Source organism: Streptomyces sp. NPDC088707 (assembly GCF_044752725.1).
Lineage (GTDB): Bacteria > Actinomycetota > Actinomycetes > Streptomycetales > Streptomycetaceae > Streptomyces.
Genome location: NZ_JBIVLV010000004.1, coordinates 365,047 through 389,354, shown reverse-complemented (window position 1 = coordinate 389,354; position 24,308 = coordinate 365,047). Strand labels below are relative to the sequence as shown.

The following is a 24,308-nucleotide window of genomic DNA, read 5'->3' as shown; positions in this document are numbered from 1 at the left end:
CCCCTCCTCCCCGTACTCGATGGCCAAGGCCGCTCCGCACTCCCTCACCCAGCACCTCGCGGTGGAACTCGCGCACGGCTACATGACGGTGAAGTTCTTCCAGCGGGCCGAGCAGGACTGGTCATTTCACACGGCAAGCTCCTGGCGCCCGACGGGCCCCAGACGCCCTTCGACGGCCTGGGGCGTTGGGCGTTGCGACATCAGGCGTTGGACGGTAGGCGTTGGACGGTGGACGGTGAGCCGTTTCGCGAGCCGTACGCGAAGACGGGCACACGGGTGACTCGCCTTCCACCGCCGCCTGGCTGGCTGGCTGGCTTCGACAGCGCCGCGGGCGCGCAGAGAGGGAGACCCGGATGTCCGAGCACATCATCGAGGACCTGGTCGCAGACTCGGTCCGTGTCCTGGACCGGCACAGCAGAGTCGAGGACTCCCGTCTCCGGGACAAGATCGCCGTCCTGTACGACTTCGAAAGCCGCCACGACGTCTCGTTCACGAGGTTCCGCGTGATGGACACCCTGCTGCGCTGCGGGTACACGTACCAGTTCCGGGTGGACCGACACCCCGACTACGCGGAACGGTCCGCGTACTTCGACGCGTTGACGGAGTTCACCGGTCTGCGCACGTTCGACGAGGACTCCCGTGACTTCGACGGCTACGAGTCCTGGCTGGAGGACGGCTACGTGCAACCGCCGTTGCTGTACTGCGATGCCGGAACCGACTTGTGGCGGCGCATGGTCACGTCCGGTGAACTCCACGGCCCGGACGCCGCCCCGCTCCGTCCCGTTCCTCTGATCGACGTGGTCCGCGACATCGCCGTGGCCGCGGAGAAGGAGCAGGACCGCGACCTCATCGGCCTGTGGTACTCGTTGGGCTGCGAAACCCTTCTCGGCGGCTCCGCGGGCTGCCCGTACGACATCGACGACCTCATCGCGATGACCGCCGTACGAGATCTGCGCGCCGTCGTCCGCCGTACCGAGGCTCTGTCCCTCGCGGAATCCTCCCCCTACGCAAGCCCCGTGGAGTTCGCCGACGCTCAGGACCTCGAGTCGTGGTGGTGGCAGCTGTAGGCCGTGCAAGGAGCAGCCACGCCCAGCTGTGGGTGCGGGTTGTTCGGAGCACTCCTCGTCCCTCGTCCCTGTGTTGGCCATGCGACTACGCTGGGAGGCCTCATACGTAAACGAAGGACGCTTATGGCTCGCCCCTACAACCCCGGACCGAAACAGTTCGTCTTCACCGTCGGTGACGGCAACGATCAAGAGGTCTCCGTGGGTGATCCTCAGGAAGCCTACGTAGCGTTCTCTGCGTTCTTCCGTGGTCGGGAGTCCGGCACCTACACCATCAAGGATGCAGCATCGGGGCAGAGTCTGGTACTGATGCCCGGGCAAGGTGTGATCTCCCGAATCAAGGATGGGGACCAACCTTGTTCGGAACACCTTCAGGTCGACAGGGGCAATCGCTACCTTCCGAGCGCCATGCTGTTCTTCGAGAACGGATACGCCGGCCTGGACCGTTTCGGCCAGTGGTTCTCCGGCCTCGCCGACCTCCACGCGTCACCGGAGACGCGAGGTGCCGCCCGCGCTGCGACGTTCACGACGGAGACGGGAGCGGTCGAAGAAGTCGCTCGGATCTGGGCGGACTCGGGCTACGTGGACCCCAGTGACCAGTACTACGTCTTCTTCGGCTCGCACGGTGTCGACGATGACCGAGCCGAACGGGCCGAACTGCTCAAGCTGATCGAGTTCCTCGGTATCGAACGAGTCGACGCCCCGGCCGAGGCCGCCGGAGGCGAAGTCCGGGTGCGCACCGACCATCGTCTCGACGTCGAATTCGCACGATGGTCGTGAACAGGATGGTGCGGGGCGGGTTGCGGCGGGGTGGGGCGGGGTGGGGCAGGGAGACAACATCGCCACGATGCCGGCCGGTGCCACCTCGGGAAGGCTGAGTCCATGAGAGACATCGTTTTCACGCGCTCGAGCGGCTGGATCCCCAACGTGATCCGCGAGGCGGGCGAGCTGAAGCTGATGCTCGGTGCCGGGGCCGACGCCAACCACGAGCCTCGCACGTTCACGTTCTCGATCACCGAGGCCCATCTTGCGGTGATCCGGGAGGACCTGGCCAGACACCTGCTGTTGTGGAGTGCGGTCCTCCCCCTGTGCGACGCCGCCGGAACCCGGGACCGACTCGACGAGAACGCCGCCGTCGCGCTCCTGGACCCGATCCTCCTTGCCGCGCCCGCTGACGTCGACGCGTTCTTCCAGCGCATCCGGTGGGACAGGAGCCGGCTCATCGCCCACGGGGCCGACATCGGTCTCCTGGAGCGCGGTCAGGTGTGCGCGGCGATGCGCACGGGTGGAAGCGGATGGAGGCGACGGTCGAAGCGGCCGTCCGCCGTGCCCACCCCGCGCTCGTCGACGACGCGGTGCGTACCGTGGGCTTCCTGATGTGCTCGGAGGCCGCGGACCGCTCCAGGAACACCCCCATGGAGGAAGTCGAGGAGGCGACCGGCCACGGCGCCGACTTCGGCGGGAGTGCGAGGAAGACAGCCCTGACGTTCACCGACGACAAGGGCGCCGAGAAGAAGTGGCTACAGGACGGCCCCCGCACTGCAGCCGCGGAGTTCTGGGAGTTCGTCGCCGATCGCTCCGCCGCGGACAACGAAGTGTTCACCATCGAGGACGAGGCGATGGGCGAAGGGATCCAGCTCCACTTCTACGCGGACTCCCTCGCCCGGATCACGACGCTACGCAAGGGGAATGGCAGGTCGGAGCCGGAGTACCGCGTCGAGTACAGCCTGGTCGACGGGATCGGCGGGTACCGGAACCTGGTGGGCGCCTTCGTCCGCGGCGGCTGCGCCGCGCTCGAACAGCACGGTCCCTGGATGACGGATGTCGCCGAGTTCGAGCGCGCGCGTCGGCGGCGCAACGCACGGTAGTCCCACCGGAGCCCGCGTACTGAGCGTTGTCCAACCTCATGTTGATGCGAGGGGCGCAAGGGGCAGGGGACACAGAGTCAGGCGCGCGGTGGCACGTGGTGCGTGGTGCGCGGCACGTGGTGCGGAGGTCACCGCCTTGTCGGCTCTCTCAGAGAGAGCCTGGCGGTCCGTACACGTCGGCCAGCTCAACCGCCAGACGTGAGAGTCGCTCCCTCGCCTCCGGCGGGTCCAGCACCTCGATGCGGGCCCCCAGCCCGGCCAACTGCGTCGCGACGACCTCGGGTGTCGGCCCGTCGACCCGTATCTCCGTCCACCCGTCGGGGAGCGTGGGACCGACATGCAGGCGCCCGTCGAACAGCCTCTCAAGGATCTCCATGGCACCCGGCTCGGCACGGGCCCGAACCGTCGCCGCGTACAGGCGCTCCTCCAAGCTCGCGGCGAACGAGCGCCAGACCGTGGGAAGGTCGAAGCCGTGCGGCCGTACGACGGGCTCGCCGGTCGCCTCGACCGAGGCGACCCGGCTGAGCCGGAAGGTCCGCAAACCCTGCTCCGTCTCGGCGACGAGGTAGTCGCGGCCCGCCTTGGCCACGAGCCCGAGCGGATGGACGGTTCGCACGCCGACGGGCTTGCCGGGGCCGGCGTACCCGAGCCGGACCTGGATCCCGTCCACCACGGCCCGACGGAGGGCGTCGAGGTGCGGCCCGGTGGCCGTGACCTCGGCGCGGGACCAGTCCGTGCCGTCGGTAAGGCCGGCCCGCGACGCGGCCTCGGCACCCGAGCGCAGAGGCGCGGGCAGCGCACGTACCAACTTGCGCAGTGCCGTACGGAGCTCGGGCGTGGTGGACGAAGGGCCCGCGAGCAGGAACAGGGCCCGGATCTCCTCGGCGGTCAGCCCGGTGAGGTCTGTGCGGGCGCCGCCGACCAGCGACCAGCCGCCTCCGCGGCCACGCTGTGAGTAGACGGGGATGCCCGCGGTGGACAACGCCTCCAGGTCGCGGCGTGCGGTCCGCGGCGACACTTCGAGCTCGGCGGCGACCTCGGCCACGGTCACACGGGTGCGCGTTTGGAGGAACAGCAGGGTTGCCACCAGGCGATCGGCTCTCATACCGACCATTCTCTTCCGGAAAGTGGCCAGGAGGTGGCCTGTTCAGCTTCCAGGATGAGGTCATGACTCACACCGAGAACACCCCGCGGTCCACTGTCACGCCTGATGACACCCTTGAGGCCGCCGGCGACCCCCGGCAGCATCTGCTGAAGGCAATCGAGCTGGCCGGACGTACCGTCGCCGCAGTCCGCCCGGAGCAGCTCGACGGACCCACGCCCTGCACCGAATTCACCGTCCGGCGACTGGCCGGGCACCTCGTCGCCGTCCTGCGCCGGATCGCGCTCGCCGGGCGCGGCGGCGATGTGACGAGTCTCCCCACGGTCGCCGACGACCTCGCGGACACCGAATGGCAGGGGGCGTGGGACGCCGCAGTGCGTGAGGTCGAGGCGGCGTGGGCGGATCCCGCGATCCTGAGCCGCACGCTGACCCTGCCGTTCGGCAGCCTTCCGGGCGCGGCCGCAGCAGCCGTCTGGACTTCGGAATTCACCGTGCACACCTGGGACGTGGCCACCGCGACGGGCCAACTCCCGGACTGGGACCCCGAGCTCGTGGCGATCTCGTACGCCGCCATGAGGCGCGGGCTGCCCACCGGACCGCGTGACGGCGCGCCGTTCGGAGCCGCGGTGGACGTCGACGCGGACGCGCCGGCCATCGACCGCCTCGTGGCATGGTGCGGACGCAAGCCGTAAGCAGCATCCGAAAGAGGGAGGGCGGCCCCATACCTGGGTTCGCCCTCCCTCCGCGTTCGACCAGGGAGGCGCCGATACCGGTCGGCCAACCGCGACGGTTGCGCTCCTCCTCGCACCCCATGAAGGGCGCAAGTTCCGCCCCGGTGTCCCGGCTCAACGCAAGTGACGGGAGGCCGGGGCTCTTACTGATCGTTTCAGAATGAGTTCGGGGCACACTTGGGGTATGAGCCAGCCCATCGAGCCCCCCGATGCCCTCCTGCGCGCCACCGTCGTGGCGATCGCCCGCCGGACGGCGGAGAACCCGAGACCGGCCGAGGCGCTGCAGTCGGTTCTCGAACTCATCGACAATGACGAGGCAGAGCTCGCCCTGGACCACCTCGCGCGGAGCGTGGAGTACCACCGCATCCCGGTGCTGCGGGAGGAGTACGACTGGCTGGTTGCCGAGGCGGCCCGTCTGGACTCTCAGGATTCGCTGTCGGAGACGGGTCTCGAACAGTTCGTCATCGGCTGAACCCACACGTGCCGCGTCCCTGCAACTGTGGTGCCGGGTGTCGTGATCGATGAGTGCGCCACCCCAAGAATGTGAGCTGGAGAGACGTTCCCACCGAGCGGACCGGGTGCAGCGGGGTGACGGCCTGCGGCGGCTGCGGGACTGGACCGAAGCCGGCGTCTGGCCCCGTCTGCACGAGGTCCTCCTGGCTGAACTGCGCAAGGCCGGCGTGCTCGGCATGGACGACGCCGCGATCGACGCCTCGCACGTCCGGGCGTTGAAGGGGGGATCAAATTGGACCTTCGCCAGTCGATCGCGCACGGCCGGGCAGCAAGCACCACCTGATCACCGACCGGCACGGCACGCCCCTCGCCGTCACCCTGACCGGGGGAAACAGGCATGACGTCACCCAGCTGACACCCTTGTTGGACGCGATCCCCGCATCCGCGGAGTCCGCGGGAGAGCCCGGCACCGGCCGGGTCGACTGTTCGCCGACCGTGGCTACGACTACGACAAGTACCGGCGCATCCTGCAGGCCCGCGGCATCACACCCAAGATCGCCCGCCGAGGCGTCTCACATGGCTCCGGCCTGGGCAAGACCCGCTGGGTTGTGGAACGGACCGTCGCCTGGCTCCATCAGTTCAAACGACTCCGCACCCGCTACGAGATACGCGCCGACCTCCACCTCGGCCTGCTGCAACTCGCCTGCAGTAGCATCTGCTTGCGACGACTCCGAACCTCATTCTGAAACGATCAGTTAGACGTCATCTCATTTGGTGAGTCTGTGCGGCGGTTCGTCGGCCAGTGGGAGGTCGTCAGGGGCGAAGGTCGATGGAGTACGTCAATCTCGACGCGCAGGTCGGTGACCTGTCAGGGGCCTTGGACCCGGCTCGCTACCTGAGCCACCTGCCCTCGATCTCCGGCGACCTGCCGCCGGGCGCCCGGGCTTTCGCCACCGACGCGGACCACTACGACTTCGGCAGCAGGCGATGTGTGAAGGACCTGACGCTTCGGGCCGTCCGGGGCGCCGGCGGTGAGGATGTGGAGGTCGAGTTCCGGCACAACTGCTGGAAGCACGACCAGGACCTGCTGATCCGCTACGTAGGGGTGTCCAGTTTCATCATCGATCCCGCCGACGAGGACCGAGGAACGGACCTCGGGACTGTGATTCTCGACGAGATCCTGCCGCACAGGGACGGTTGCAGCCACGAGATCGCCTGCTGGGACGGCACCCTCCTCCTTGTCTGCCGTGACTTCCATGCGACCTGGATCGAGACCATCTGCTCCACCAAGTCGTAGGCGCGACAGTCATGGGGATTGTTGAGCGGCTGGTGCCGGATGAGCCGTGGGAGCTGTTCCAGCGGGTGGGGCCGGAGGCGCCGTCGCGGCCTCAGAGTGGTGGTCGGCGTCGGCATGGCGACCGGGAGGTGCTGGCGGCGATTGTTTTCGTGGCCCCGTCGGGCTGCACGTGGCAGCAACTGCCGACAGCGTCGTTCGGCTTGTGAGCAGCGTGTGGGCCAAGTTGCACCGCGTGGTGCTCGACGGTCCGCTCCCGCCGCGGACGCAGGCGGCGCAAGCCGGGAAAGCTCCACGCGGACAAGGGCTACGACTACCTCCACCTGCGGCGATGGTTACGCAGGCGCGGCATCACCCACCGCGTCGCCCGTAAAGGCATCGAGTCCTCACAGCGACTGGACCGGCACCGCTGGACCATCGAACGCACCATGGCCTGGCTCGCCGGCTGCCGACGCCTCCACGGACGCTACGAACGCAAAGCCGACCACTTCCTCGCCTTCACCAGCATCGCCTGCACCCTCATCTGCTATCGCAGACTCACCAAATGAGATGACGTCTTAGCGGTTGCCCTATCCAGAGGCTCACCGGTTCGGTTGCGGCGCCGGCGGGATTTGAACCCGCGGACAGATGGGAGAAGGTCCGCTCCCCGTCTCCGTCAGTCGCCGTGGGCTGGACCTCGCGCACGGCGATCGCCATGGGCCGCTCTGCCACGGCACCGCAACCTGCGGGAATGCGCGCACTCCCGCTCAGACTCAGGGTAGGGACTCCGCAGGCATGAAGGCGTTCACGGATGGCGGCGCGCGCCGTGACCTGGGCCACGCTCACGATCTACAGCCGGAGTGCGCTCCTCGTGCTGGCGGCCCACGCCGTCGGCGCTCGACCAGATCAGGAATCGGCGGTGCGTGGTCGACTTCGAGACCAGAAGCATGGTGGCAGGGCCCGCCAGGCGCAGCCGGAGCAGTACGTCAGGGATTGCCTGTGAGGTGCCGCGATCTGGTCGTTTCCGTGGGGTGTGCGCCAGATTCGTAGGGGCCGTGCGCTGAGGTCCTCAGGAGGTCGCGCCAGTCGGCCGGCCAGTTGGCCAGTGCGAGGACGCCCATGATGAACAGGTGGGTCGGGGCGGCCCAGCTCTCGATGGCCGGGTCGTGGTTGACGATGTGGGTGGTGACGGCGCCGGTGAGGACGAACATCAGCGTGGTGGCGCCCAGGAAGCGCGTTCGCCGGTCCGGAACCACGAGCAGGACGGCGGCGATGCCCTCCAGGGCACCCACCGCGAAACGCATCCAGGGTGGGTACCCCCAGTCGGCGAACTTCGTGGAGTAGGCCGAGCTGAACATCGTGTCGCCCGGCCAGAACTTGGTGACGGCGCCCAGGGTGAACTCCAGGGCCAGGAACCAGTACAGACCCGTCATCAGTCGCTTCGACATGGTGTCCTTTCAAGGGAAGTGGGCAGGGCCGGGACTCAGCGCGCGGTCTGCGGTGCCGTGGGGCCCTGCGGTGCCGCGTGCCCCGCCGTGCCGCGGCCGGGGGCTTTCCTTCCGGAGCGGGGTCAGCCCTGCAGGGTGGTCAGGGCCTTCTCGACGCGCTGTCGGCGCGTCTCCGGCCGCTTCGCGCTCTCGATGGCGCGCACATGCTCACGCTTACGGCTGCGAGGAAGGCTGTCGTACGCGGCTCGGGCGACGGGGTTGTCGTCGAGGGCCCGCGCGAAGTCCGAGGGCTCGACGACGACGCGGGGCTCGGTGTCGAGCTCCAGCTCGACCTCGACCTCCTCGCCGATGGCGACACCCGCGGCCCGCCGGTTGGCATTGCTGAGGCCCAGGAGGCGACGACCTCGCACGAGGGCGACCCGGCTCTTCCAGGAATGCCCGTTGAGCGTGATCGTCACGGGCGGCCGTGCTCCCCCGCCGAGCGTTGCCACCACCTCGGGCGGAACCGCCAGACCCCGCATCGGCTCAGGCGGCTCGACAAGGGTGCGAAACTTCATGATCCATCTCCTGTCGTTCTCGCATCGGCGCGTGTTCGCCGGTCAGTCGGTCCGTATGGGCGGTGCCTGGGTCAGGACGTATGGGCGGGGAGGGAGACAGCAGGCTCCCAGTCGAACCCGTCAAGATCGGTGAAGGCGTCGGCCGTGCCGCCCAGGACGATCCGGTGCGATCCGGTGCCGTCATCGGCCACCCCGAGGTCCTTGGCCAGGGCGCGACGCTTGTACAGCGCGAGCTTGACCGGACTGGAGGGGCCGGCGGTGAATTCGACGTACTTGCCACCGAAGCTCTTCGCTACGCTCAGGCCCCGGCCGACGTAGAACTCCCTGGTGGCCTTCACCCTCTCGACGCCGATCAGCAGCACGACCTCGTCGATCTCACGGGTGGCGGGGCCGCTGTCCTTCTTCGCCGAAGTCGCGATCTTCCAGATCGTCCCGTCCGGGGCCTGCACGACACCGCCGTAGCCCCACAGCGACTTCGCTGCGGGCTTCAGCACCGTGGCGCCGGCCTCCAGGGCGGCGCCGACGAAACCGTCCACGGTGGCCGGACCGGACACCGTCAGCGCGAGAGTGAGGCCGCGGAACCCGGTGGTGGGTGCGTGGGACGCCCGCAGGCGAATGTAGGTGTCCACGCCGAAGGCGTGGTAGAAACGACGAGCGGCCTCAACGTCGGCCACCTCAAGGGTGACAGACGTGAGGGACGTGTGGGCTGCGGTGGAAGCGGTGGTTGCCATGACCGTCACGCTAGGGGCCGGGCGGCAGCCGGGGCTTCTCGATTCCTGACCGGTCGGCCGACGCCACATGCTCCTGGTCCCCGCACCCGCCGGTGCCCTCCCGACCCGCTGGACAGTCGTCGTGCAGGCCGCCCCGAGCCCTCCACCACGGCACCCCGTACCGGCGTCCGCAGGACCTCCATGGCGAGCTGCGCGCTGCGAGCGAAGCCGTTGACGACTCCCCCACCCGCCGTCCACGTCGAGTGGGCACTGCTCCCCCCTCCGACGGAAGGACAGAGCCGGCCACGAACGCTGTTCACAACGCCAGCGGGCGGCTGGCCTTGGCCGCGACGGACCCAGCACCCGGCGGCCGGTCCATCCCGCCCTCCTTCCCAGGTCTGGCGGGAGACGAGGCCCACGGCCGGTCAGCTGAGCGGTGGCAGGGGAGGAAGCCTGGCTGCGAGGAACTTCGGAGCCATCCCTCGGTAGCTGTCCGTGATCAGTTCAGCGAGCTCGGTCCAGTCGGTGTGGTCACCGAGAACGGCAACGACAACGTTGTGGCCCCAGTCGGCACGGAAGAACGGGAACCCCGTGGCGGTCAGGCCGAGCAGGTCGTCCGCGGCTACCCGAAAAGTCATCACGACCGGCTCCTGACCTGCGGTTACGTACGATGCGTAGACCGGGGAGCGTTCCACGTCCGGCGTGTAGACATGGGCGAACGTCCGCGTACGGATTCGCCAGCGCACACCGATCCAGGCTGGTTCCTCGTACGACTCGGGCAGCTGCCGGCAGATCGACCGCAACCTGTTCAGGATCTCCGGCGGCACGTCTCCAGGACTGGACATGGGCCGACCCTATCGACCCTCGCGAATCCCACGCCAGACGCGGCCGGGCAGCCCTCGATCAGCTGGACGGTGTAGGTGATGCTGGAATCCAGGTCGTGTCTCGACCGACAAGGCCGAGCCGCCCAACCACGTCAGAAGGTGCCGCGCGGTTACCGCGCCCGCTCCCAGGCCCGCGCCCGCTGAAGTCTTCGCACGAAAGCCAACGCGTCAAGGTCTATACAAACGCTGTTGCCCCGTCAATCATCTTGTCATGTACCTGCGGCTCATAGGCGAGCCGTAGCCTCATGGAGGTGTGGGATGCACCAAAGACTTGCCGTCGGCCTGTCCGCCTCGGCCCTGGCCCTGCTCACCACCGTCGTCACCGCCAACGTCGCCACCGCCGCCCCCGCCGACAAACCCCAGGTGCTCTCCAGTTGGACGCAGACCAGCGCGTCGAGCTACAACGTCTGGGCCGCAGCCAGGGCCAATCAGGGTGCATGGTCCGCCTACGCCTTCGACTGGTCGACCGACTACTGCTCCACCTCGCCGGACAACCCCTTCGGTTTCCCCTTCTCGATGTCGTGCGCCCGACACGACTTCGGCTACCGCAACTACAAGGCCGCCGGTACCTTCAGCGCCAACAAGTCCCGTCTGGACAGCGCCCTGTACGAGGACCTGAAGCGCGTGTGCCTCAACTACAGCGGTGCCACGAAGACGGCATGCAACAGCACGGCATGGACCTATTACCAGGCGGTCAAAGCCTTCGGCTGACCGCCTGTGCCGCGCCGCCACGCCCCCGCCCCAACCTCCCGCCCACGCCGGCCGCATGGTGGGCGCGCCATGGCCGCCGTGACCATGTCCTGACGGGCCGTGGCGGGCGCGGCAGGGAGTCGACGGGGGCGAAGTCGTCGAAGTAGCGGTCGATTCAGCGGTTCCGGCAGCGCGGCCAAGTGGTTGCCGCCGTAAGTTCTTTGGAGGTCGTCTTCGAGGCCGGGCGTCGGCGCCCTACCTGTCAGTCATCGGGCTGCGCTTCAAGGAATGCGCGGGCCCTGGTCACGAATTCGTCGTGGTACTGGAAGATTCCGCCGTGTCCGGCGTCCGGGTCGAGGGGGACGAGTTCGCCCCGGGGCAGCCGTGCGGCGAGGTCGAGGGTGTTCTCGCTCGGCACCATGCGGTCGCTCTCGCCGTTGGCCACCAGGACCGGCCTTGTCGATGCCCGGTCCTCCTGCGGGGCCAGTGCCCGCGAGGACGACCCTGCGCACCAGCTGCGGTTCCTCGGCTGCGATGACCTGGGCGATGAAGCCGCCCATGGACAGGCCGAGCAGGTCGACCCGCTCGAAGCCGAAGGCTCGGATGAACAGCACCGCATCGCGGGCCATCGCCTCGATGGTGTCGGGGGTGGAGCCGCCCGACGCGCCGACTCCGCGGTGGTCGAAGGCGATCACCCGGCGCCGGGCGGCGAGTCCGTCGACGACGCGGGGGTCCCAGTTGTCCAGGACCGCCGTCAGGTGGTGGAGCAGGATCAGCGGTACGCCGTCTCCTTCCGGGCCGAGCTGCCGGTAGACGAAGTCGACGCCGCGCACGGACACCGAACGGGTCGTCACGTCCTTGTACGACGACAGGGCGCGGGAACTGGGCGGTGCGTTCATGATGGATTCCTGTGGGGTGTGGGGGTGGAGGGCTGACCTTCACGCCATCGCGACGACGACCTTGCCGGCCTTGGCGCGGCCCTTCTCGGCGTACTCCATGGCCTCGCAGGTCTGGTCGAAGGGGAAGACGCGGTCGACGACGGGGCGGATCTCTCCGGCTTCGACGAGCCGGGTGAGTTCGCGCAGCTGGTCGCCGTCGGCCCTCATGAACAGGAAGGAGTAGGTGACGCCGTGGCGCTTGGCGTGGCGCCGGGTCTTCAGGCTCAGCGCGTTCATCACCTGGCGCAGGACCAGGTTCGCGCCCAGCTCGCGGGCGAAGGCCGCGTCGGGGGGACCGGCGATGCTGATGGCCTTGCCGCCCGGCTTGAGGACCCGCAGGGACTTCTCCAGGGTCTCGCCGCCGAGGGTGTCCAGGACGACGTCGTAGTCGTCCAGGAGCTCCTCGAAGTCCTGGTTGCGGTAGTCGACGACGACGTCTGCGCCGAGTTCCTTGACCAGCTCGGCGTTGGCCGCGCTCGCGGTGGTGGCCACGTGCGCGCCCAGGTGTCTGGCCAGTTGGACGGCGATGGTGCCCACGCCACCTGAGCCCGCGTGGATCAGGACCTTCTGCCCAGGCTGGACCTGCGCCTTCTCGACCAGGGCCTGCCAGGAGGTGAGGGCGACCAGGGGGAGGGAGGCGGCTTCCGCCATGGTGAGACCGGCGGGCTTGGGGGCCAGGTCGTCCTGGTGGACGGTGATGAGTTCGGCGAAGGTGCCGATGCGGTTCTTGTCGGGGCGGGCGTAGACCTCGTCGCCGACGGCGAAGCGGGTGACGGACGGGCCGATCTGGACCACCACTCCGGCGAGGTCGTTGCCCAGGACGAGGGGGAGGCGGTACGGAAGGATCATCTTGAAGTCACCGTCGCGGATCTTGAAGTCCAGCGGGTTGACGCTCGCCGCGTGCATCTTCACCAGGACGTCGTCGGCGCCCGGCTCCGGGGCGGGCATCTCGGCGGCGCGCACCGCGGACTGGTCACCGTACTTCTCGATCAGGAAGGCCTTCATCGGGTGCTCCGTGTCCCGTCCGCAGGACGGCGTCTCTGTTGGCACCAGGTTTGCACCGGTACGAAATATTCTCTGGCGTCTACAGCTGGTTCGTGACACCCCGCACCGATGCGGCGGGGGCGGCGGGGCGGGCTTCACGCCGCGTTCGGCGCGGCGGCCAGACTCTGCTTCACGTACCGGGTGGCCTCGTCGGCGAGGATCTCGGGCAGGCCCGTTTCCATGCCGGACAGGGCCCGGTCGGCGACCTCGGCGGGGTCGGCCTTCTGGTCGGCGGGAACGCCAGCGGCCATGTCGGTGTCCATGTACCCGACGTAGAGACCCGAGACGTCGATCCCGCGGGGCGCCAGTTCCTCCCGGCTCGCATTGGTCAGCGCCCAGGCGGCGGCCTTCGCCGCCGCGTAGGAGCCGAGGCCGGCCGGGTGCAGCCAGGACAGGACCGACAGGACGTTGAGCACGCCGCCGCCGCCGTTGGACTCGATGACCGGGGCGAAGGCCCGTGTCACAGCGAGCGGGCCGAAGAAGTTCACCTCCAGTTCCAGGCGCACCGCGTCCGGACTGCCCGCGATCAGCGGTGCTCCGGTGGAGATGCCCGCGTTGTTCACCAGCAGCGTCGCGTCGGATGCGACGCGGGCCGCGTTCCGGATCGATTCCTCGTCCGTCACGTCGAGCCGCAGCGCAATGACGCCCGGCAGGTCCACCGTCTCAGGGCGGCGGGCCGCCGCGTACACCTTCGCTCCGCGCTCCACGAGCTGGGCGGCCAGATGCCGCCCGAGCCCCCGGTTGGCGCCGGTGACCACCGCGACCGCGTCCTTCAGTTCCATGAGCACTCCCAGCGTTGCGAGCGGCGTGGAGACCGCACGCATTAGATTACGTCCAACATCTAAATCAGAGTCTAGAATAGATTTCACTCGACATCCAATGGGGAGGCGTGACCGATGGGCCGCGTATCGCAGGCACAGGCACAGGAGAACCGCAGGCGGGTCGTGGAAACCGCGTCCCGACTGCTCAGGGAACAGGGCACCCATGTCAGCGTCGCCGACCTCATGAAGGCGGCCGGCCTGACCCATGGCGGCTTCTACAAGCAGTTCGCGTCCAAGGAGGAGCTCGTCGACGAAGCCACCGCCCACGCGTTCGCCGAACTCACCCGGCACCACAAGGAACGAATCGAACAGTACGAAGGACGGCACGGCGCCGCCCAGCAGGCGCTGATCGACACCTACCTCTCCATCGAGCACCGCGACAGCCCGGCCGACGGATGCCCCGTCGCCGCACTCGCCACCGACATCGCCCGCACCGGCGGAGACGGTGAGGCCCGCCGCGTCTACACCCGGGGAGTGGCCGACTTCGCCGACTGGCTCGCCACCGAGGACCAGGACGGCATCACCAGGCTGTGCACCATGCTCGGCGCCCTCGTCCTGTCCCGGGCCACCAACGGCACCCCGCTCTCCGAGGAGATCCTCACCACCGCACGTGAGGCGTTGACCGCCACCCGCTGACCGGAGTCACACCGCAGGAAAGGTCCCGCTTCTTCGAACCCCGCCGTCATCCACTTCTCGCGAACGGCTCTCCCACGTCGCCTTTCTCGCTTCCGCACGCCTGATCTTCCTGACCGCCTCCGCGCGTGAGCGGCTGAAGAAGATGACGTACGGCCACAAGAACCGATCACTGACCGCGCCGGCGCGCCCAGGTCGTCCTGCACGCGGCGGCCGGCGCGAAGCGCGTGTTCTGGATGGTCGACAACGGCTCCTCCCACCGCGGAAAGAAAGCCGCAGACCGGCCGGCCGCCGCGAGCTGGACGATCTGCAGGCCTGGCTCGACCGGCACACCCACCAATCACCGCAGGCACTCGCCGTGCTGCAAAGGGATACCCCGCGCGCTTCTGCCAGCGGCGGAACACCAGTCGGACCGGGACCGACGATCACTACAGTCCGGTCTCATGACGACGATGACGACGCGTACGGTCGAGTATCCGGCCGACGGTCTGACGATGATCGGGCACCTCGCGCTCCCGGCCGGTGTCGACCGCCGGCCCGCGGTGCTGCTCGGACCAGAGGGCATGGGGCTCAGCGACGTCGAGCGCCGCCGGGCCGATGCTCTCGCCGAACTGGGTTACGTGGCGCTGGCCTTCGACCTTCACGGCGGGCGCTATCTGGGCGACCCCGAGGAGATGCTGACCCGTTGCCTGCCGCTGCTCGCTGATCCCGACCGGATGCGGGACATCGGCCATGCGGCGCTCGACGTGTTGCGCACCGAACCGCGGACCGACCCCGACCGGATCGCCGCCATCGGCTACGGCACAGGGGGCGCCGTCGCGCTGGAACTCGGGCGCGACGGCGTCAGCCTGCGCGCGATCGGGACAGTCAACGGACTCACCACGGGCCGACCGGGCGAGGCGGCGCGCATTCGCTGCCCGGTGTGGGCCGGGGTCGGTTCGGAGGACCCGATCATGCCGCCAGCGCAACGGGACGCGTTCACCGCCGAGATGCAGGAAGCGGGCGTCGACTGGCGCCTCGCGGTCTACGGCGGCGCCTTGCACGCGTTCCACCATCCGCCGGTCGACCATTCCGTGGTTCCCGGCGTCGGCTACCACCCACGGCACGCGCAGCGAGCCTGGCGCGACATCGTCGACCTGCTCGCCGAGTGCCTGCCCGTGACGGAGGATCTGATGGCATGACCCAGGGTTGTCGAGGAGATCTTGGCGATGCCGGCCGTTGGCTGGGGTTCGTGGTCGGCGAGGCGGCAGCTCCCACGGTCCCTTTCCTCCTAGAACCGGCCGTAGCTCCGCACGTTGCCTGCAGGTCCGAGTTGTCGCACCTGCAGGGAGGTATCTGCCGGGCCGACCAGTGGCACTCCGCCACTGCGGCGACCCGGAGCCGCAAGCACGAGGCGAGCTACCAGCAGCGAACCGGCCGTCCACCTGAAACGCCAGACGCGCACCAGCATCGCGCGAGATGCGTTCGGCCCCGACTCCCCCGATTCAGAGGCGCTTCCATATGATCATATAAGGATCATGAACGCTAGGATCCTGTACCTGTTCAGCAGCGCGGCCACACCTGTCTTCGACGTCGCCCGGGTCATCGAGGAGGCACAGGCCGACGGCTGGGACGTGTGCCTCGGCCTCACGCCGACGGCAGCGCGCTGGCTCAGCGAATCCTTGGACGGCCTGGCCGTGCTCACCGGCCACCCGGTCAGGTGGGATTACCGCATGCCGGGCCATCCGGACATCTGGCCCAAGCCCGACGCCATCGTGGTCGCGCCGGCCACCTTCAGCACGGTGAACGCCTGGGCCCTCGGGATCACGGACAAGTGGCTTGTCGGCGTTGTCGCCGAAGGCGTCGGGAAGAACATCCCCATCGCCGTGATGCCGTGCGTGAACCGGGCGTACACGGCGCATCCTCAGTGGGACCGATCGCTCGAGACGCTCAGGAGCGCCGGCGTCCGGGTGGTCTACGGCGAGGGCGGCTTCGTGCCGCACGAACCGGGTCAGGGCGACCCGGCGACGTACCCCTGGCAGGCGGCTCTGGCGGCGGTCGCCGACGTCCTGGACCGGCCGTAGTCCCGCATACGACCAACCGGGGCCAGCGGTACCGCTGGTCCGAGGGTCACGCTCCGGCAGGGAGTCGAGACCGACCATCCGCCTCGATAGGAGCACGCCTGGCTGACACAGCTTGGTGCGGGCCGAGTCAGGGAACGCGTACGGGACCGGGAACGCTCCCGGGCGCCGTCCCAAGAGCGTCCGGAGCGTTCCCGGGCACCGTCTCAAGAGCTTCCGGAGCGTTCCCGGGCGCCGTCTCTGGGCCTTCCGGCGCGTCCTCGGCCTCCGCCCCGTGGCCCTCCGGCGCGCCGAACCACGCCACCGCAACCGCGCCCACGACCGCGAGGACGAAGCCGAGGACGGCAAGCCAGGCGAAACCCGGGCGTGAGGCATCACCCAGCCACCACACCCCGATCATGCCGGGAAGCACCGTCTCTCCCACCACCAACGCCGCCGTCGCCCCGTTCACTGAACCGATCTGGAGCGCCACGGTGTGCAGATACATGCCGCCGATACCGGCGACGAGAATCGCGTACAGCGCCGGGTCGGCAAGGAGCGCGCCGAGGTCGAAGGGGTCGACGCCGTTCAGGATCCGGACCCCGACGCCCAGCGCGCCGAAGCCGAGCCCGGAGAGCAGACCGGCCAGGATGGCCGCCCGCGCGCCCAGGAGGCGTACGAGAGCTGTTCCGCCCGCCATCAGGAGCAAGGCGATCGCCAGCAGCCACCAGTGCGTGGCGACCTGAGTGTGGCCACCGCCCTCCGGGCCCGCGGCGCTCGCCAGGAGCACCAGCGCGGAGCAGACCACACCGATCGAGGTCCACTCAGCGCGGGTGAGCCGGATCCCGAGCAGCCGGACGCTCAGGACCGCCGTGACGACCAGATTCGCGCTGATCACGGTCTGGGACAGGAACAGCGGCAGCAGCCGGGCCGCGAGCGCCCCGAGACCGAATCCGATGAAGTCCAGGATCGTGCCGACGACGAACTCCCAGGTCGTCGCCGCCTTCGCCGTGGAGGACAGACTGGGCCCCCCGCGCTCTGTGAGCCGGCCCGCGGCCGCGTCACGCCGGGCGGACTTGCGAGACCCGACGGCCTGCAGGACGGATCCCGTGCCGTAGCAGATCGAGGCGGCGATGGCGGTCAGCAGTCCTATGAGCACCGAGTGGCTCCGTTCCGGAAGGGTTGGTACGGACTGCCAGACGTGGGATCGGGCGTCGAAGTTGCCTCGCGTAACCACCGAGTGATCGTCGGCCCGACCACCTCCTTCCGGGATTCCGCCGGCGCCTTTCGAAGCTTCCTGCCTCAGCGGCCAAGTGAGGAAGGAGACGACGAAGGTCTCGTTGCAAGCGGAAGAGTTCCCCGTTTCCGGTCCTCCGGGCGTCCGGACGTCCGAGTGCCCGGGCGGCCGGCCGGGCGTCTGAGTGTCTGGCCGCTTTCGGATGCACCGCCCACCCCGCGTGACCGGGGAGTGGACGGCTTGTCTGTCGATGTCCGAGGTCGCTCGCGTGGCGTGGTGATGACGTCGACCGACTCCCCCGGTTCCGCTCGTCGTCACGTCGGCGGACCGCTTGGACCTTGCCGTGCCCACTCGCGGGGAACGCCATGTCTGCTGGGGTGTGCCTTGAACTGTGTGCCCAGAGTGGCGCCGCTGACGGGCGGGACCATGCCGGTTTCGAGACACGAGACGATCGGCCCGTTGTCAGTGGCTGTTCTTATGCTGACGCAATGGAGATCACCAAGCGGACACTTGCGGAGGCGTGGCGGCGGACGGCCGCCGGACACCCCCTGCTCCACGAGGTGGGGCTGCCACCCGTGGCCCTCTCGGACGACGAGCTGGAGGCGTGTGCCGAGCGCGCCGAGGAGGTGGAGGACGGCGGCCTCTGTCTGCTGCTGGACGAGGGTGGCACGGTGCGTGGGCATCACGGCGCCTACCGGGAGGTCTTCGCTACCCGAGACCTCGAGCAGGTGCTCTACCTGATCGCCGAGGCCGCGATGCGCCGGCACTGCGGCGGCCCCGAGGAGACGGCAGTCGCACTGGACCGGATCGATCCGGCCTGGGGCAGGCGGTTCCGCAGTGGCGGCCTGGACGCCGCAGGGGACGACACAGGGACGGTCGAGGTGTGCGGACGAGACCCGCTGGAGGGGCTCGCCTGGATAGCAAAGTCCTGGCGTGACCAGGCCCCGTACACGACTCTCTCCTTCTTCCGCACGGCGCCCGGGCAACCCGTCGACGCAGAGCAACTGGCCTTGCTGTACGGGGCCGACCCCGTTCAGGTCGCAGCCGGTACGCGCCTCAAGGACCTCCAGGCCGTCGACGGGGGCCGGGCCCACTGGGACCGCCAGTGGGAGAGCTGCTGCTTCGGACAGGCGGGCGGGTGGACCTTCCTGCTGCACCACGACACGCCGCCGGGGGCCTACGCCGACAAGGAGGCGTACGCCGCACTCGGGATCAAGGAGAGCGTCTGGCTGACCGCCACCTCCGCGAAGGCCATCTACTCCCTCGACTACGTGCGGGACGGCCGCCGCGTCGACGACGACTGGGGCATGCTGGAGCTGATCTGGTACGAGCGCGGCCGCGCCCCCTATCTGCGCGGCGGGGAGCTGGACTTCCTCAATCGGGGACTCCGGCGTGCCGAGCTGGACCACCCCGAACTGACCAACACGTTCGAGCTGTACTTCCACGCCTTGGAGGAGTCCCTCGGTCTGCGTCTCCCGCGCCGGGACTTCGCGGAGGGAGAAGTGCGGGCCGCGTACTGGGCCGAGAAGTAGCCGAGTATGAGTGGTGACAGAGGCCGATGGGGACGACCCCGACCCCGAGCCGGAGACCGTGGAGTCAGAGTCGTCCTCACTGCCCCTGTCCCCGTCCCTGCCCCTGTCGCCTGCGTCTCCGCCTACGCCTGGCGCCTGTCGTCTGCGCGTGCGCCTGCGCCTACCTACCCCTCGACGCTGATCGCCCGGACCGGGCAGGCGCGAGCGGCCTCGCGTACCAGCGGGCCTCCGCCGCCCCCGTCCTGGCCCGGAATCACCTTCCCGAACCCGTCGTCGTCCTGGGTGAAGACGTCCGGAGAGGTCATGGCGCACTGCCCGGCGCCGATACAGAGCTCCCCGTCGATGGAGATACGCATCCGTGTGGTCCTTTCACCATGTGACGGGGAGTTCGAGCATCCCCTGGATCGTGTCGCCGGGCTTGAACGGGATCTCATCGGCGGGGACGGCCAGCCGCAGCCCCGGCAGCCGGCGGAGCAGCGTCCCGAAGGCGATCTCCATCTCCGCGCGCGCCAGGTTCTGCCCCAGGCACTGATGGATGCCGAAGCCGAATGCCAGGTGGTGCCGTGCCGAGCGCGACCAGTCCAGGGTGTCGGGATCGGCGTACGCGGCGGCGTCCCGGTTGATGACGGAGGTCGAGAAGACCACACCCTCACCCGCGCGGATGATCGTGCCGCCGATCTCCACGTCCTCCCGTGCGACCCGCAGAAGCCCGTCCGCGATCGACAGGAACCGCAGCAGTTCTTCGACGGCAACCGGCACGAGACGCGGTTCGGCCGCGAGTTCGGACAACCGCTCGGGGTGGCGCAGCAGGGTGTACGTACCGAGGGAGATCATGTTCGCGGTGGTCTCGTGCCCCGCGATCAACAGGATCGTGGCGAGCTGTACCAGCTTCTCGCTGTCGGGCCCGCCATCCTCCAGCTGCCGTGCCACCAGGTCGTCGAGCACGCCCTCGCCGGGCTTGCGCCGCTTGCGTTCGATCAGGTCGCCCAGATAGCCCTCGAGCTGGGCGAGCGCGTCCTCGGTGTCCTCGCCCGTCGGTCCGCGGAGCAGCCGGGCAGACTGCTCCTCGAAGAAGTCGTGGTCCTCGTACGGGACTCCGAGCAGGTCGCAGATCACGATCGAAGGCACCGGCAGCGCGAACGCGCTCACCAGCTCGGCCGGGGGTCCCGCAGCCTCCATCGCGTCGAGGAGCCGGTCCACGGTCTCCTGAATGCGCGGGCGCAGCCGTTCCGCACGCTTGAGCGTGAAACTCGGGATCAGCATCCGGCGCTGGACGTTGTGCTCAGGGTCGTCCCAGCCGAGCAGCGCGGCGCGTCGGCGTCGACGCACCGACGAGGCCCGCTCGGTCGTGAGAGGGAAGTCGGGCCGGGTGGAGTCGGTGGAGAGACGCGGGTCCGAGAGCAGTGCCCGGCCGGCGGAGTGTCCGCTGACGAGCCACACGGAGCGTCCATCCCACAGGGTCACCCGCGACAGCGGGCGCTCCTCGCGCAACGGGTCATAGGCGGTGGGCGGGTGGTAGGGGCAGGTCCGGTTCTGGGGGAACGCCACGGCTTCCGTCATGGGGGCCTCGCAAGGGCGAATCGGCGGCTTCGAGATTGATGCCGTATCCACTACATGCCTCAGGCACCTATCTGGTCTACGTACAGTTCAGCCAATCCACCGGAACGGGGTCATCCGTTCGGCTGCAGCCCGAGAGGACGTCGTCAGCTCAGCGCACGCGCCCTGCGTGAGCTCGGAAGCTCTCGTTGCCCTCCCCCCTTGCCCTCCCCCGTGCCCGCACGCGGGAGCCGTGCGCCGCTCGTCGACGGATCGGGTCCGCGGACCCGATCCGGGCAGCTGCCTGGGACGGTAGGTGCCGTTCGTGAGGTCAGGAGCGCTGTGACGGTGGGCTGGAATCGGCGGGGGATATCGTGGCCAGGACGAAGGCGTGACCACCGGGGTCGGTGTAGCGGCGCACGTCCGTGCGCCGGTCGGTCCGGGTTCCGTCGCGCTCGGCGGCGATGGGCCGAGCTCCGAGCGACACGGCCTCGCGCTCCGCCTCATCGAGGGCGTCAGGGGCCACGAGGATCTGCAGATGAGCCTGCTGGGAGTCTTCGGGACGCGGCCAACTCGGCGGCGCCTGCCCGAGGTCACGGCGGATCCCGAGTACCACTCCGGCGTGACCGGAGACGAGGAGCAGGTCGTGGTCGTCTCCCGCGGGTTGCACGGTGGCGCCGAGCAGGGTCGCGTAGAAGCGCGCGAGCGGTTCCGGATCGGTGGAGTCGAGGACGAGGACACTGGTTTTGAGGACAGCCATGCTTCCCGTCTGCCCCGCGGGTCCGTGGCCATGCTCTCGCCAGGCTCCGTACAGGCTTCCGGTCGTCTTGAGGCTCCAGACTCGCGACTCGAGCAACGGCCGCTGGCTGAAACGTCGCGCCTAAGCGTTCGGAAGTTTCGCGCTTTCCCTCCGAACCATCGGCCGAAAGCGTCAGCATGGGCCTGTGACCACGTACAGCCTTGCCCAGCGGCTCGCCGACCCGTACGAGGAAGCCGCCGCGTTTCTCGGACACGAAAGAGGCGGACTGGAGCATGCCGTCAGGCAGTACAGGTCGGGGGCCGCGTAGTCGCCGTTGCCGGTCGCGGCGGCCTTTCCAGAGTGGAGAGTTGAATCATCTCCGCGGGCGCGGGCGCGGGCGCGATGTGCAGGTGGCCATTCCGGGGGCCCGGGTCTGTCCTTCAGAGGGTGTCGACACCCGGGCCTTGACCTTCTTCATGGACTTCGTCGCATCAGGACAATCTTGACGCTCAATGCCAGACGGTGTCCCAGTCCTGGGTTGTGTCACCACTGTTGTTCATGTCCACGTTCGAAAGGATGCCCACGAGGACAAGGACCACCACGATCAGCACGAGCACGGCCACCCAGAAGTGGTCCTCGGGCCCTGGACGGTGCGGGTCCGGAAGGCGATCCGGGCGATCACCGTCGTCCTCAGCACCCTGGCCCGCGTCGTCGTCATCCGCGTCGAGCATCGTGTGCCCCCTCACGTCATTCCCATGGCACCGCGCCCCGCAGGCGGCGTCAAGCCTTCGCACAGGCTCTGGGAGCGCTCGTGGGGACGGAGGTGCCGAGGGCGGCCGGATCGTGGCGGCGGATGCCCACTCATGGCCGCGAAAGCCTCTCCCGTGCTCACGAGCGCGACGGCGCGTGGGCGAGGGCACAGGCATGGGCATGCGATCGCTGCTCCGGTGCGGTGACGGGGCCGAGTGCGTTGGGCGTGTCGGGGGGACCGGGAGGCCTCCGTCCCTTTCGCTGTGACGGCCGCAGCGTCGGCCCCTGGACCGGACTACGCCCGCCACAGCGAAATGGACATGGTGTGACCAGAAGACACAGGCGCCACGGCCACCGGACTTTCAGCGCTGCGGGAGTGGCGGTGGCCCTCATCTGGGGGTGTGCCACCGCTGGGAATGCGCGGCCCTCCGATGCCGCACCCGGCGGCTTCGAGCGGGCGGCCGAGCAGGCGGCAGCGGAGTTCGGTGTGCCGAGGGAAGTGCTCCTCGGCGTCAGCTACGAGTCCTCGTGGTGGGAGGCCAATGACGGGCGCCCGAGCACCAAGGGCGGCTACGGTCCCATGCACCTGACGGACACGACGTCCGGGGGGACGTACGACCATCGCCCAGGCGAAGGGCCGGTGGACGCCACGGGCACCGACGACCCTTCCGAGCACACGTTGCAGGCTGCCGCCGCGATGATCGGCGTCGCGTCCTCGACTCTCAAGCGGGACGAGCTGCAGAACCTTCGAGGCGGCGCCGCTCTGCTCGCCTCGTACCAACGGCAGATCACCCGTGAGATGTCGCCCGACCCGGGTAGCTGGTACGGGGCCGTGGCGCACTACAGCCAGGCCGCCGACACCACCGCGGCGGAACGGTTCGCCGATGGCGTGTTCGACGTGATCCGCTCCGGCAGGCAGAAGGTGCGCAAGGACGGCCAGAGGGTTTCGTTGACGAAGTCGCCGTCCGTCCGGCCGACGAGGTCACAGCTCGCGTCCCTGGGGCTGCGGACGTCAGCCGCGGCGGCAGTGCCGGAGTGCCCCAGCGAGCTGAACTGCCGGTTCGTTCCCGCTGCCGCCTCGAACTACCAGGTGTCCACGCGGAACTCGAACGGCATGGACGTCGACTTCATCGTCATTCATGACCTCGAAGGGTCCTACGACGGTGGGGTCAGCTGGTTCCAGGACCCGGTGAGCGGGGTTTCCGCGCATTACGTGATGAAGGCCGACGGCAGTGCGGCAACGCAGATGGTCGCCACCAAGGACATCGCCTTCCACGCCGGAAACTACTGGATGAACCTGCACGGCGTCGGTATCGAGATGGAGGGATACGCCGCCCAGGGGCCCACCTGGTTCACTCCGGCCCAGTACAAGGCGACTGCCGCGCTGGTGGTCTACCTGGCACGGCGCTTCGACGTCCCGCTGGACCGCCGGCACATCATCGGCCACGACAACGTCCTTCCGCCCAGGCCGGCCCGCGCGCCGGACGCACACTGGGACCCCGGCCCCTACTGGGACTGGGAGAAGTTCATGGCTCTCCTCAATGCCGATCAGCGCAAGGAGCGCGAGGCCGCGGGAGGTGAGACGGGCGGGAACATCGAAGTCGGAGAGGCGGTCACGATCGCCCCGGCGTTCGGCAGGAACGCGCAGACGGTGACGGTGTGCGCCCCGACCTGCCGGTCCCAGACGCAGCCGTCCAACTTCCTCTACGTGCGCACGGAGCCCGACGCCGACGCTCCGCTCGTCTCCGACCTCGCCCTCCGCCCTGACGGGTCGGCGGGCAGCGACCGCATCGACGACTGGGGATCCACCGTGGTGTGGGGGCAGGAGTTCGTGGTCGCCGACATGCGAGGGGACTGGACGGCCATCTGGTTCGGTGGGCAGAAGGGATGGATCCACAACCCGGGGGGCGTGCACACTCGCCCCGCCCCGAACTCGCGTATCGTCCGTCCCGCGAGCGGGGCGAAGTCGGTCTCCCTCTACACGACGGCCTACCCTCGAGCCGGCGAGTACCCCCAGGGGCTGCCGGCATCAGCACAGACGAGGTTCGACATGTACCCGTTCCCCCAGGGGCAGGCGTACGTGGCCGCCCGCACGTCCGTGGGCGCCACCGACTTCTTCCCCGCCACACCCACGCGCCCGGAGGTCGTGGTCACCGGCGACCAGAGGTACGAAGTGATCCAGTACAACCGGCGTCTGGCTACGGTGAGCACCGCGGAGACAGGCTGATTGCCAAGGGGCGCCCCCGCGGCACGGACCCG

General features: G+C 69.0%; 24 protein-coding genes and 5 pseudogenes. 14 read left to right on the top strand and 15 right to left on the bottom strand.

The features are described 5' to 3' along the window. Positions 1-353 precede the first annotated feature (353 nt). From ACIP84_RS15595 to ACIP84_RS15585, 3 genes and pseudogenes are all read left to right on the top strand, one after another. On the top strand, positions 354-1,067 hold the full coding sequence (locus ACIP84_RS15595; RefSeq protein ID WP_401798235.1) for a hypothetical protein: 714 nt from the start codon (positions 354-356) through the stop codon (positions 1,065-1,067). Positions 1,068-1,190: 123 nt separating this feature from the next. Beyond that, on the top strand, positions 1,191-1,844 hold the full coding sequence (locus ACIP84_RS15590; RefSeq protein WP_401798234.1) for a hypothetical protein: 654 nt from the start codon (positions 1,191-1,193) through the stop codon (positions 1,842-1,844). Between the two features lie 102 nt (positions 1,845-1,946). Further along, a pseudogene (locus tag ACIP84_RS15585) lies at positions 1,947-2,932 on the top strand (DUF6357 family protein). 148 nt (positions 2,933-3,080) lie between these two features. On the opposite strand, the gene ACIP84_RS15580 reads toward ACIP84_RS15585, so the two are convergent. Beyond that, the gene (locus ACIP84_RS15580; RefSeq protein ID WP_401798233.1) at positions 3,081-4,037 is read right to left on the bottom strand and encodes a helix-turn-helix transcriptional regulator; all 957 of its coding nucleotides are present in this window, start codon (positions 4,035-4,037) and stop codon (positions 3,081-3,083) included. A gap of 62 nt (positions 4,038-4,099) precedes the next feature. Between ACIP84_RS15580 and ACIP84_RS15575 the strand changes: the two genes are divergently transcribed. From ACIP84_RS15575 to ACIP84_RS15555, 5 genes and pseudogenes are all read left to right on the top strand, one after another. After that, on the top strand, positions 4,100-4,726 hold the full coding sequence (locus tag ACIP84_RS15575) for a TIGR03086 family metal-binding protein (RefSeq protein WP_401798232.1): 627 nt from the start codon (positions 4,100-4,102) through the stop codon (positions 4,724-4,726). A 223-nt stretch (positions 4,727-4,949) separates the two neighbouring features. Continuing rightward, the gene (locus ACIP84_RS15570; protein ID WP_401798231.1) at positions 4,950-5,237 is read left to right on the top strand and encodes a hypothetical protein; all 288 of its coding nucleotides are present in this window, start codon (positions 4,950-4,952) and stop codon (positions 5,235-5,237) included. 89 nt (positions 5,238-5,326) lie between these two features. Next, positions 5,327-5,964, top strand: a pseudogene (locus ACIP84_RS15565) (IS5 family transposase); the annotation flags it as partial. Positions 5,965-6,047: 83 nt separating this feature from the next. Beyond that, positions 6,048-6,515 (top strand): hypothetical protein, encoded by a 468-nt coding sequence (locus ACIP84_RS15560; RefSeq protein WP_401798230.1) that lies wholly within the window; start codon positions 6,048-6,050, stop codon positions 6,513-6,515. An 11-nt stretch (positions 6,516-6,526) separates the two neighbouring features. Next, a pseudogene (locus ACIP84_RS15555) lies at positions 6,527-7,060 on the top strand (transposase). Positions 7,061-7,359: 299 nt separating this feature from the next. Here ACIP84_RS15555 and ACIP84_RS15550 read toward each other — a convergent pair. The 5 genes and pseudogenes from ACIP84_RS15550 to ACIP84_RS15530 all read right to left on the bottom strand — a co-directional run. Next, positions 7,360-7,469, bottom strand: a pseudogene (locus ACIP84_RS15550) (IS5/IS1182 family transposase); the annotation flags it as partial. An 8-nt stretch (positions 7,470-7,477) separates the two neighbouring features. Continuing rightward, on the bottom strand, positions 7,478-7,939 hold the full coding sequence (locus ACIP84_RS15545) for a DoxX family protein (protein ID WP_401798229.1): 462 nt from the start codon (positions 7,937-7,939) through the stop codon (positions 7,478-7,480). 122 nt (positions 7,940-8,061) lie between these two features. Next, positions 8,062-8,496, bottom strand: a complete 435-nt coding sequence (locus ACIP84_RS15540; protein WP_401798228.1) for a YdeI/OmpD-associated family protein — start codon at positions 8,494-8,496, stop codon at positions 8,062-8,064. A 71-nt stretch (positions 8,497-8,567) separates the two neighbouring features. After that, positions 8,568-9,227, bottom strand: coding sequence for a glyoxalase (locus ACIP84_RS15535; RefSeq protein ID WP_401798227.1), 660 nt, complete (start codon positions 9,225-9,227; stop codon positions 8,568-8,570). A 404-nt stretch (positions 9,228-9,631) separates the two neighbouring features. Further along, positions 9,632-10,051: an MmcQ/YjbR family DNA-binding protein gene (locus tag ACIP84_RS15530; protein WP_401798226.1), complete on the bottom strand. Its 420-nt coding sequence runs from the start codon at positions 10,049-10,051 to the stop codon at positions 9,632-9,634. 297 nt (positions 10,052-10,348) lie between these two features. Between ACIP84_RS15530 and ACIP84_RS15525 the strand changes: the two genes are divergently transcribed. Beyond that, positions 10,349-10,801, top strand: coding sequence for a phospholipase (locus ACIP84_RS15525; RefSeq protein ID WP_401798225.1), 453 nt, complete (start codon positions 10,349-10,351; stop codon positions 10,799-10,801). Between the two features lie 241 nt (positions 10,802-11,042). Here ACIP84_RS15525 and ACIP84_RS15520 read toward each other — a convergent pair whose 3' ends face one another. The 4 genes and pseudogenes from ACIP84_RS15520 to ACIP84_RS15505 all read right to left on the bottom strand — a co-directional run bounded on the left by ACIP84_RS15520 (position 11,043) and on the right by ACIP84_RS15505 (position 13,544). Then, positions 11,043-11,267, bottom strand: coding sequence for an alpha/beta fold hydrolase (locus ACIP84_RS15520; RefSeq protein ID WP_401798365.1), 225 nt, complete (start codon positions 11,265-11,267; stop codon positions 11,043-11,045). Further along, positions 11,230-11,679, bottom strand: a pseudogene (locus ACIP84_RS15515) (alpha/beta fold hydrolase); the annotation flags it as partial. The gene ACIP84_RS15520 and the pseudogene ACIP84_RS15515, both read right to left, overlap by 38 nt. Before the next feature lie 39 nt (positions 11,680-11,718). After that, on the bottom strand, positions 11,719-12,723 hold the full coding sequence (locus ACIP84_RS15510; RefSeq protein ID WP_401798224.1) for an NADP-dependent oxidoreductase: 1,005 nt from the start codon (positions 12,721-12,723) through the stop codon (positions 11,719-11,721). Positions 12,724-12,857: 134 nt separating this feature from the next. Further along, a complete protein-coding gene (locus ACIP84_RS15505) occupies positions 12,858-13,544 on the bottom strand; it encodes an SDR family oxidoreductase (RefSeq protein WP_401798223.1) in 687 nt (228 codons plus the stop codon). A gap of 114 nt (positions 13,545-13,658) precedes the next feature. Between ACIP84_RS15505 and ACIP84_RS15500 the strand changes: the two genes are divergently transcribed. From ACIP84_RS15500 to ACIP84_RS15490, 3 genes are all read left to right on the top strand, one after another. Then, positions 13,659-14,219: a TetR/AcrR family transcriptional regulator gene (locus tag ACIP84_RS15500; protein ID WP_401798222.1), complete on the top strand. Its 561-nt coding sequence runs from the start codon at positions 13,659-13,661 to the stop codon at positions 14,217-14,219. 440 nt (positions 14,220-14,659) lie between these two features. Continuing rightward, a complete protein-coding gene (locus tag ACIP84_RS15495) occupies positions 14,660-15,397 on the top strand; it encodes a dienelactone hydrolase family protein (RefSeq protein ID WP_401798221.1) in 738 nt (245 codons plus the stop codon). Between the two features lie 336 nt (positions 15,398-15,733). Continuing rightward, positions 15,734-16,279 (top strand): flavoprotein, encoded by a 546-nt coding sequence (locus tag ACIP84_RS15490; protein ID WP_355964606.1) that lies wholly within the window; start codon positions 15,734-15,736, stop codon positions 16,277-16,279. Between the two features lie 127 nt (positions 16,280-16,406). On the opposite strand, the gene ACIP84_RS15485 is transcribed toward ACIP84_RS15490, so the two are convergent. Continuing rightward, positions 16,407-17,414 (bottom strand): hypothetical protein, encoded by a 1,008-nt coding sequence (locus ACIP84_RS15485; protein ID WP_401798220.1) that lies wholly within the window; start codon positions 17,412-17,414, stop codon positions 16,407-16,409. A 566-nt stretch (positions 17,415-17,980) separates the two neighbouring features. On the opposite strand from ACIP84_RS15485, the gene ACIP84_RS15480 reads away from it, so the two are divergent. After that, the gene (locus tag ACIP84_RS15480) at positions 17,981-19,024 is read left to right on the top strand and encodes a hypothetical protein (protein ID WP_401798219.1); all 1,044 of its coding nucleotides are present in this window, start codon (positions 17,981-17,983) and stop codon (positions 19,022-19,024) included. A 164-nt stretch (positions 19,025-19,188) separates the two neighbouring features. On the opposite strand, the gene ACIP84_RS15475 is transcribed toward ACIP84_RS15480, so the two are convergent. The 4 genes from ACIP84_RS15475 to ACIP84_RS15460 all read right to left on the bottom strand — a co-directional run bounded on the left by ACIP84_RS15475 (position 19,189) and on the right by ACIP84_RS15460 (position 22,030). Beyond that, positions 19,189-19,380: a ferredoxin gene (locus tag ACIP84_RS15475; RefSeq protein WP_355964603.1), complete on the bottom strand. Its 192-nt coding sequence runs from the start codon at positions 19,378-19,380 to the stop codon at positions 19,189-19,191. 13 nt (positions 19,381-19,393) lie between these two features. Continuing rightward, positions 19,394-20,584: a cytochrome P450 gene (locus ACIP84_RS15470; protein WP_401798218.1), complete on the bottom strand. Its 1,191-nt coding sequence runs from the start codon at positions 20,582-20,584 to the stop codon at positions 19,394-19,396. A 307-nt stretch (positions 20,585-20,891) separates the two neighbouring features. Further along, positions 20,892-21,320 (bottom strand): VOC family protein, encoded by a 429-nt coding sequence (locus tag ACIP84_RS15465; protein WP_401798217.1) that lies wholly within the window; start codon positions 21,318-21,320, stop codon positions 20,892-20,894. Between the two features lie 488 nt (positions 21,321-21,808). Further along, on the bottom strand, positions 21,809-22,030 hold the full coding sequence (locus ACIP84_RS15460) for a hypothetical protein (RefSeq protein WP_355964600.1): 222 nt from the start codon (positions 22,028-22,030) through the stop codon (positions 21,809-21,811). A gap of 506 nt (positions 22,031-22,536) precedes the next feature. Here ACIP84_RS15460 and ACIP84_RS15455 point away from each other — a divergent pair. Further along, positions 22,537-24,276 (top strand): N-acetylmuramoyl-L-alanine amidase, encoded by a 1,740-nt coding sequence (locus ACIP84_RS15455; protein WP_401798216.1) that lies wholly within the window; start codon positions 22,537-22,539, stop codon positions 24,274-24,276. Positions 24,277-24,308 lie beyond the last annotated feature (32 nt).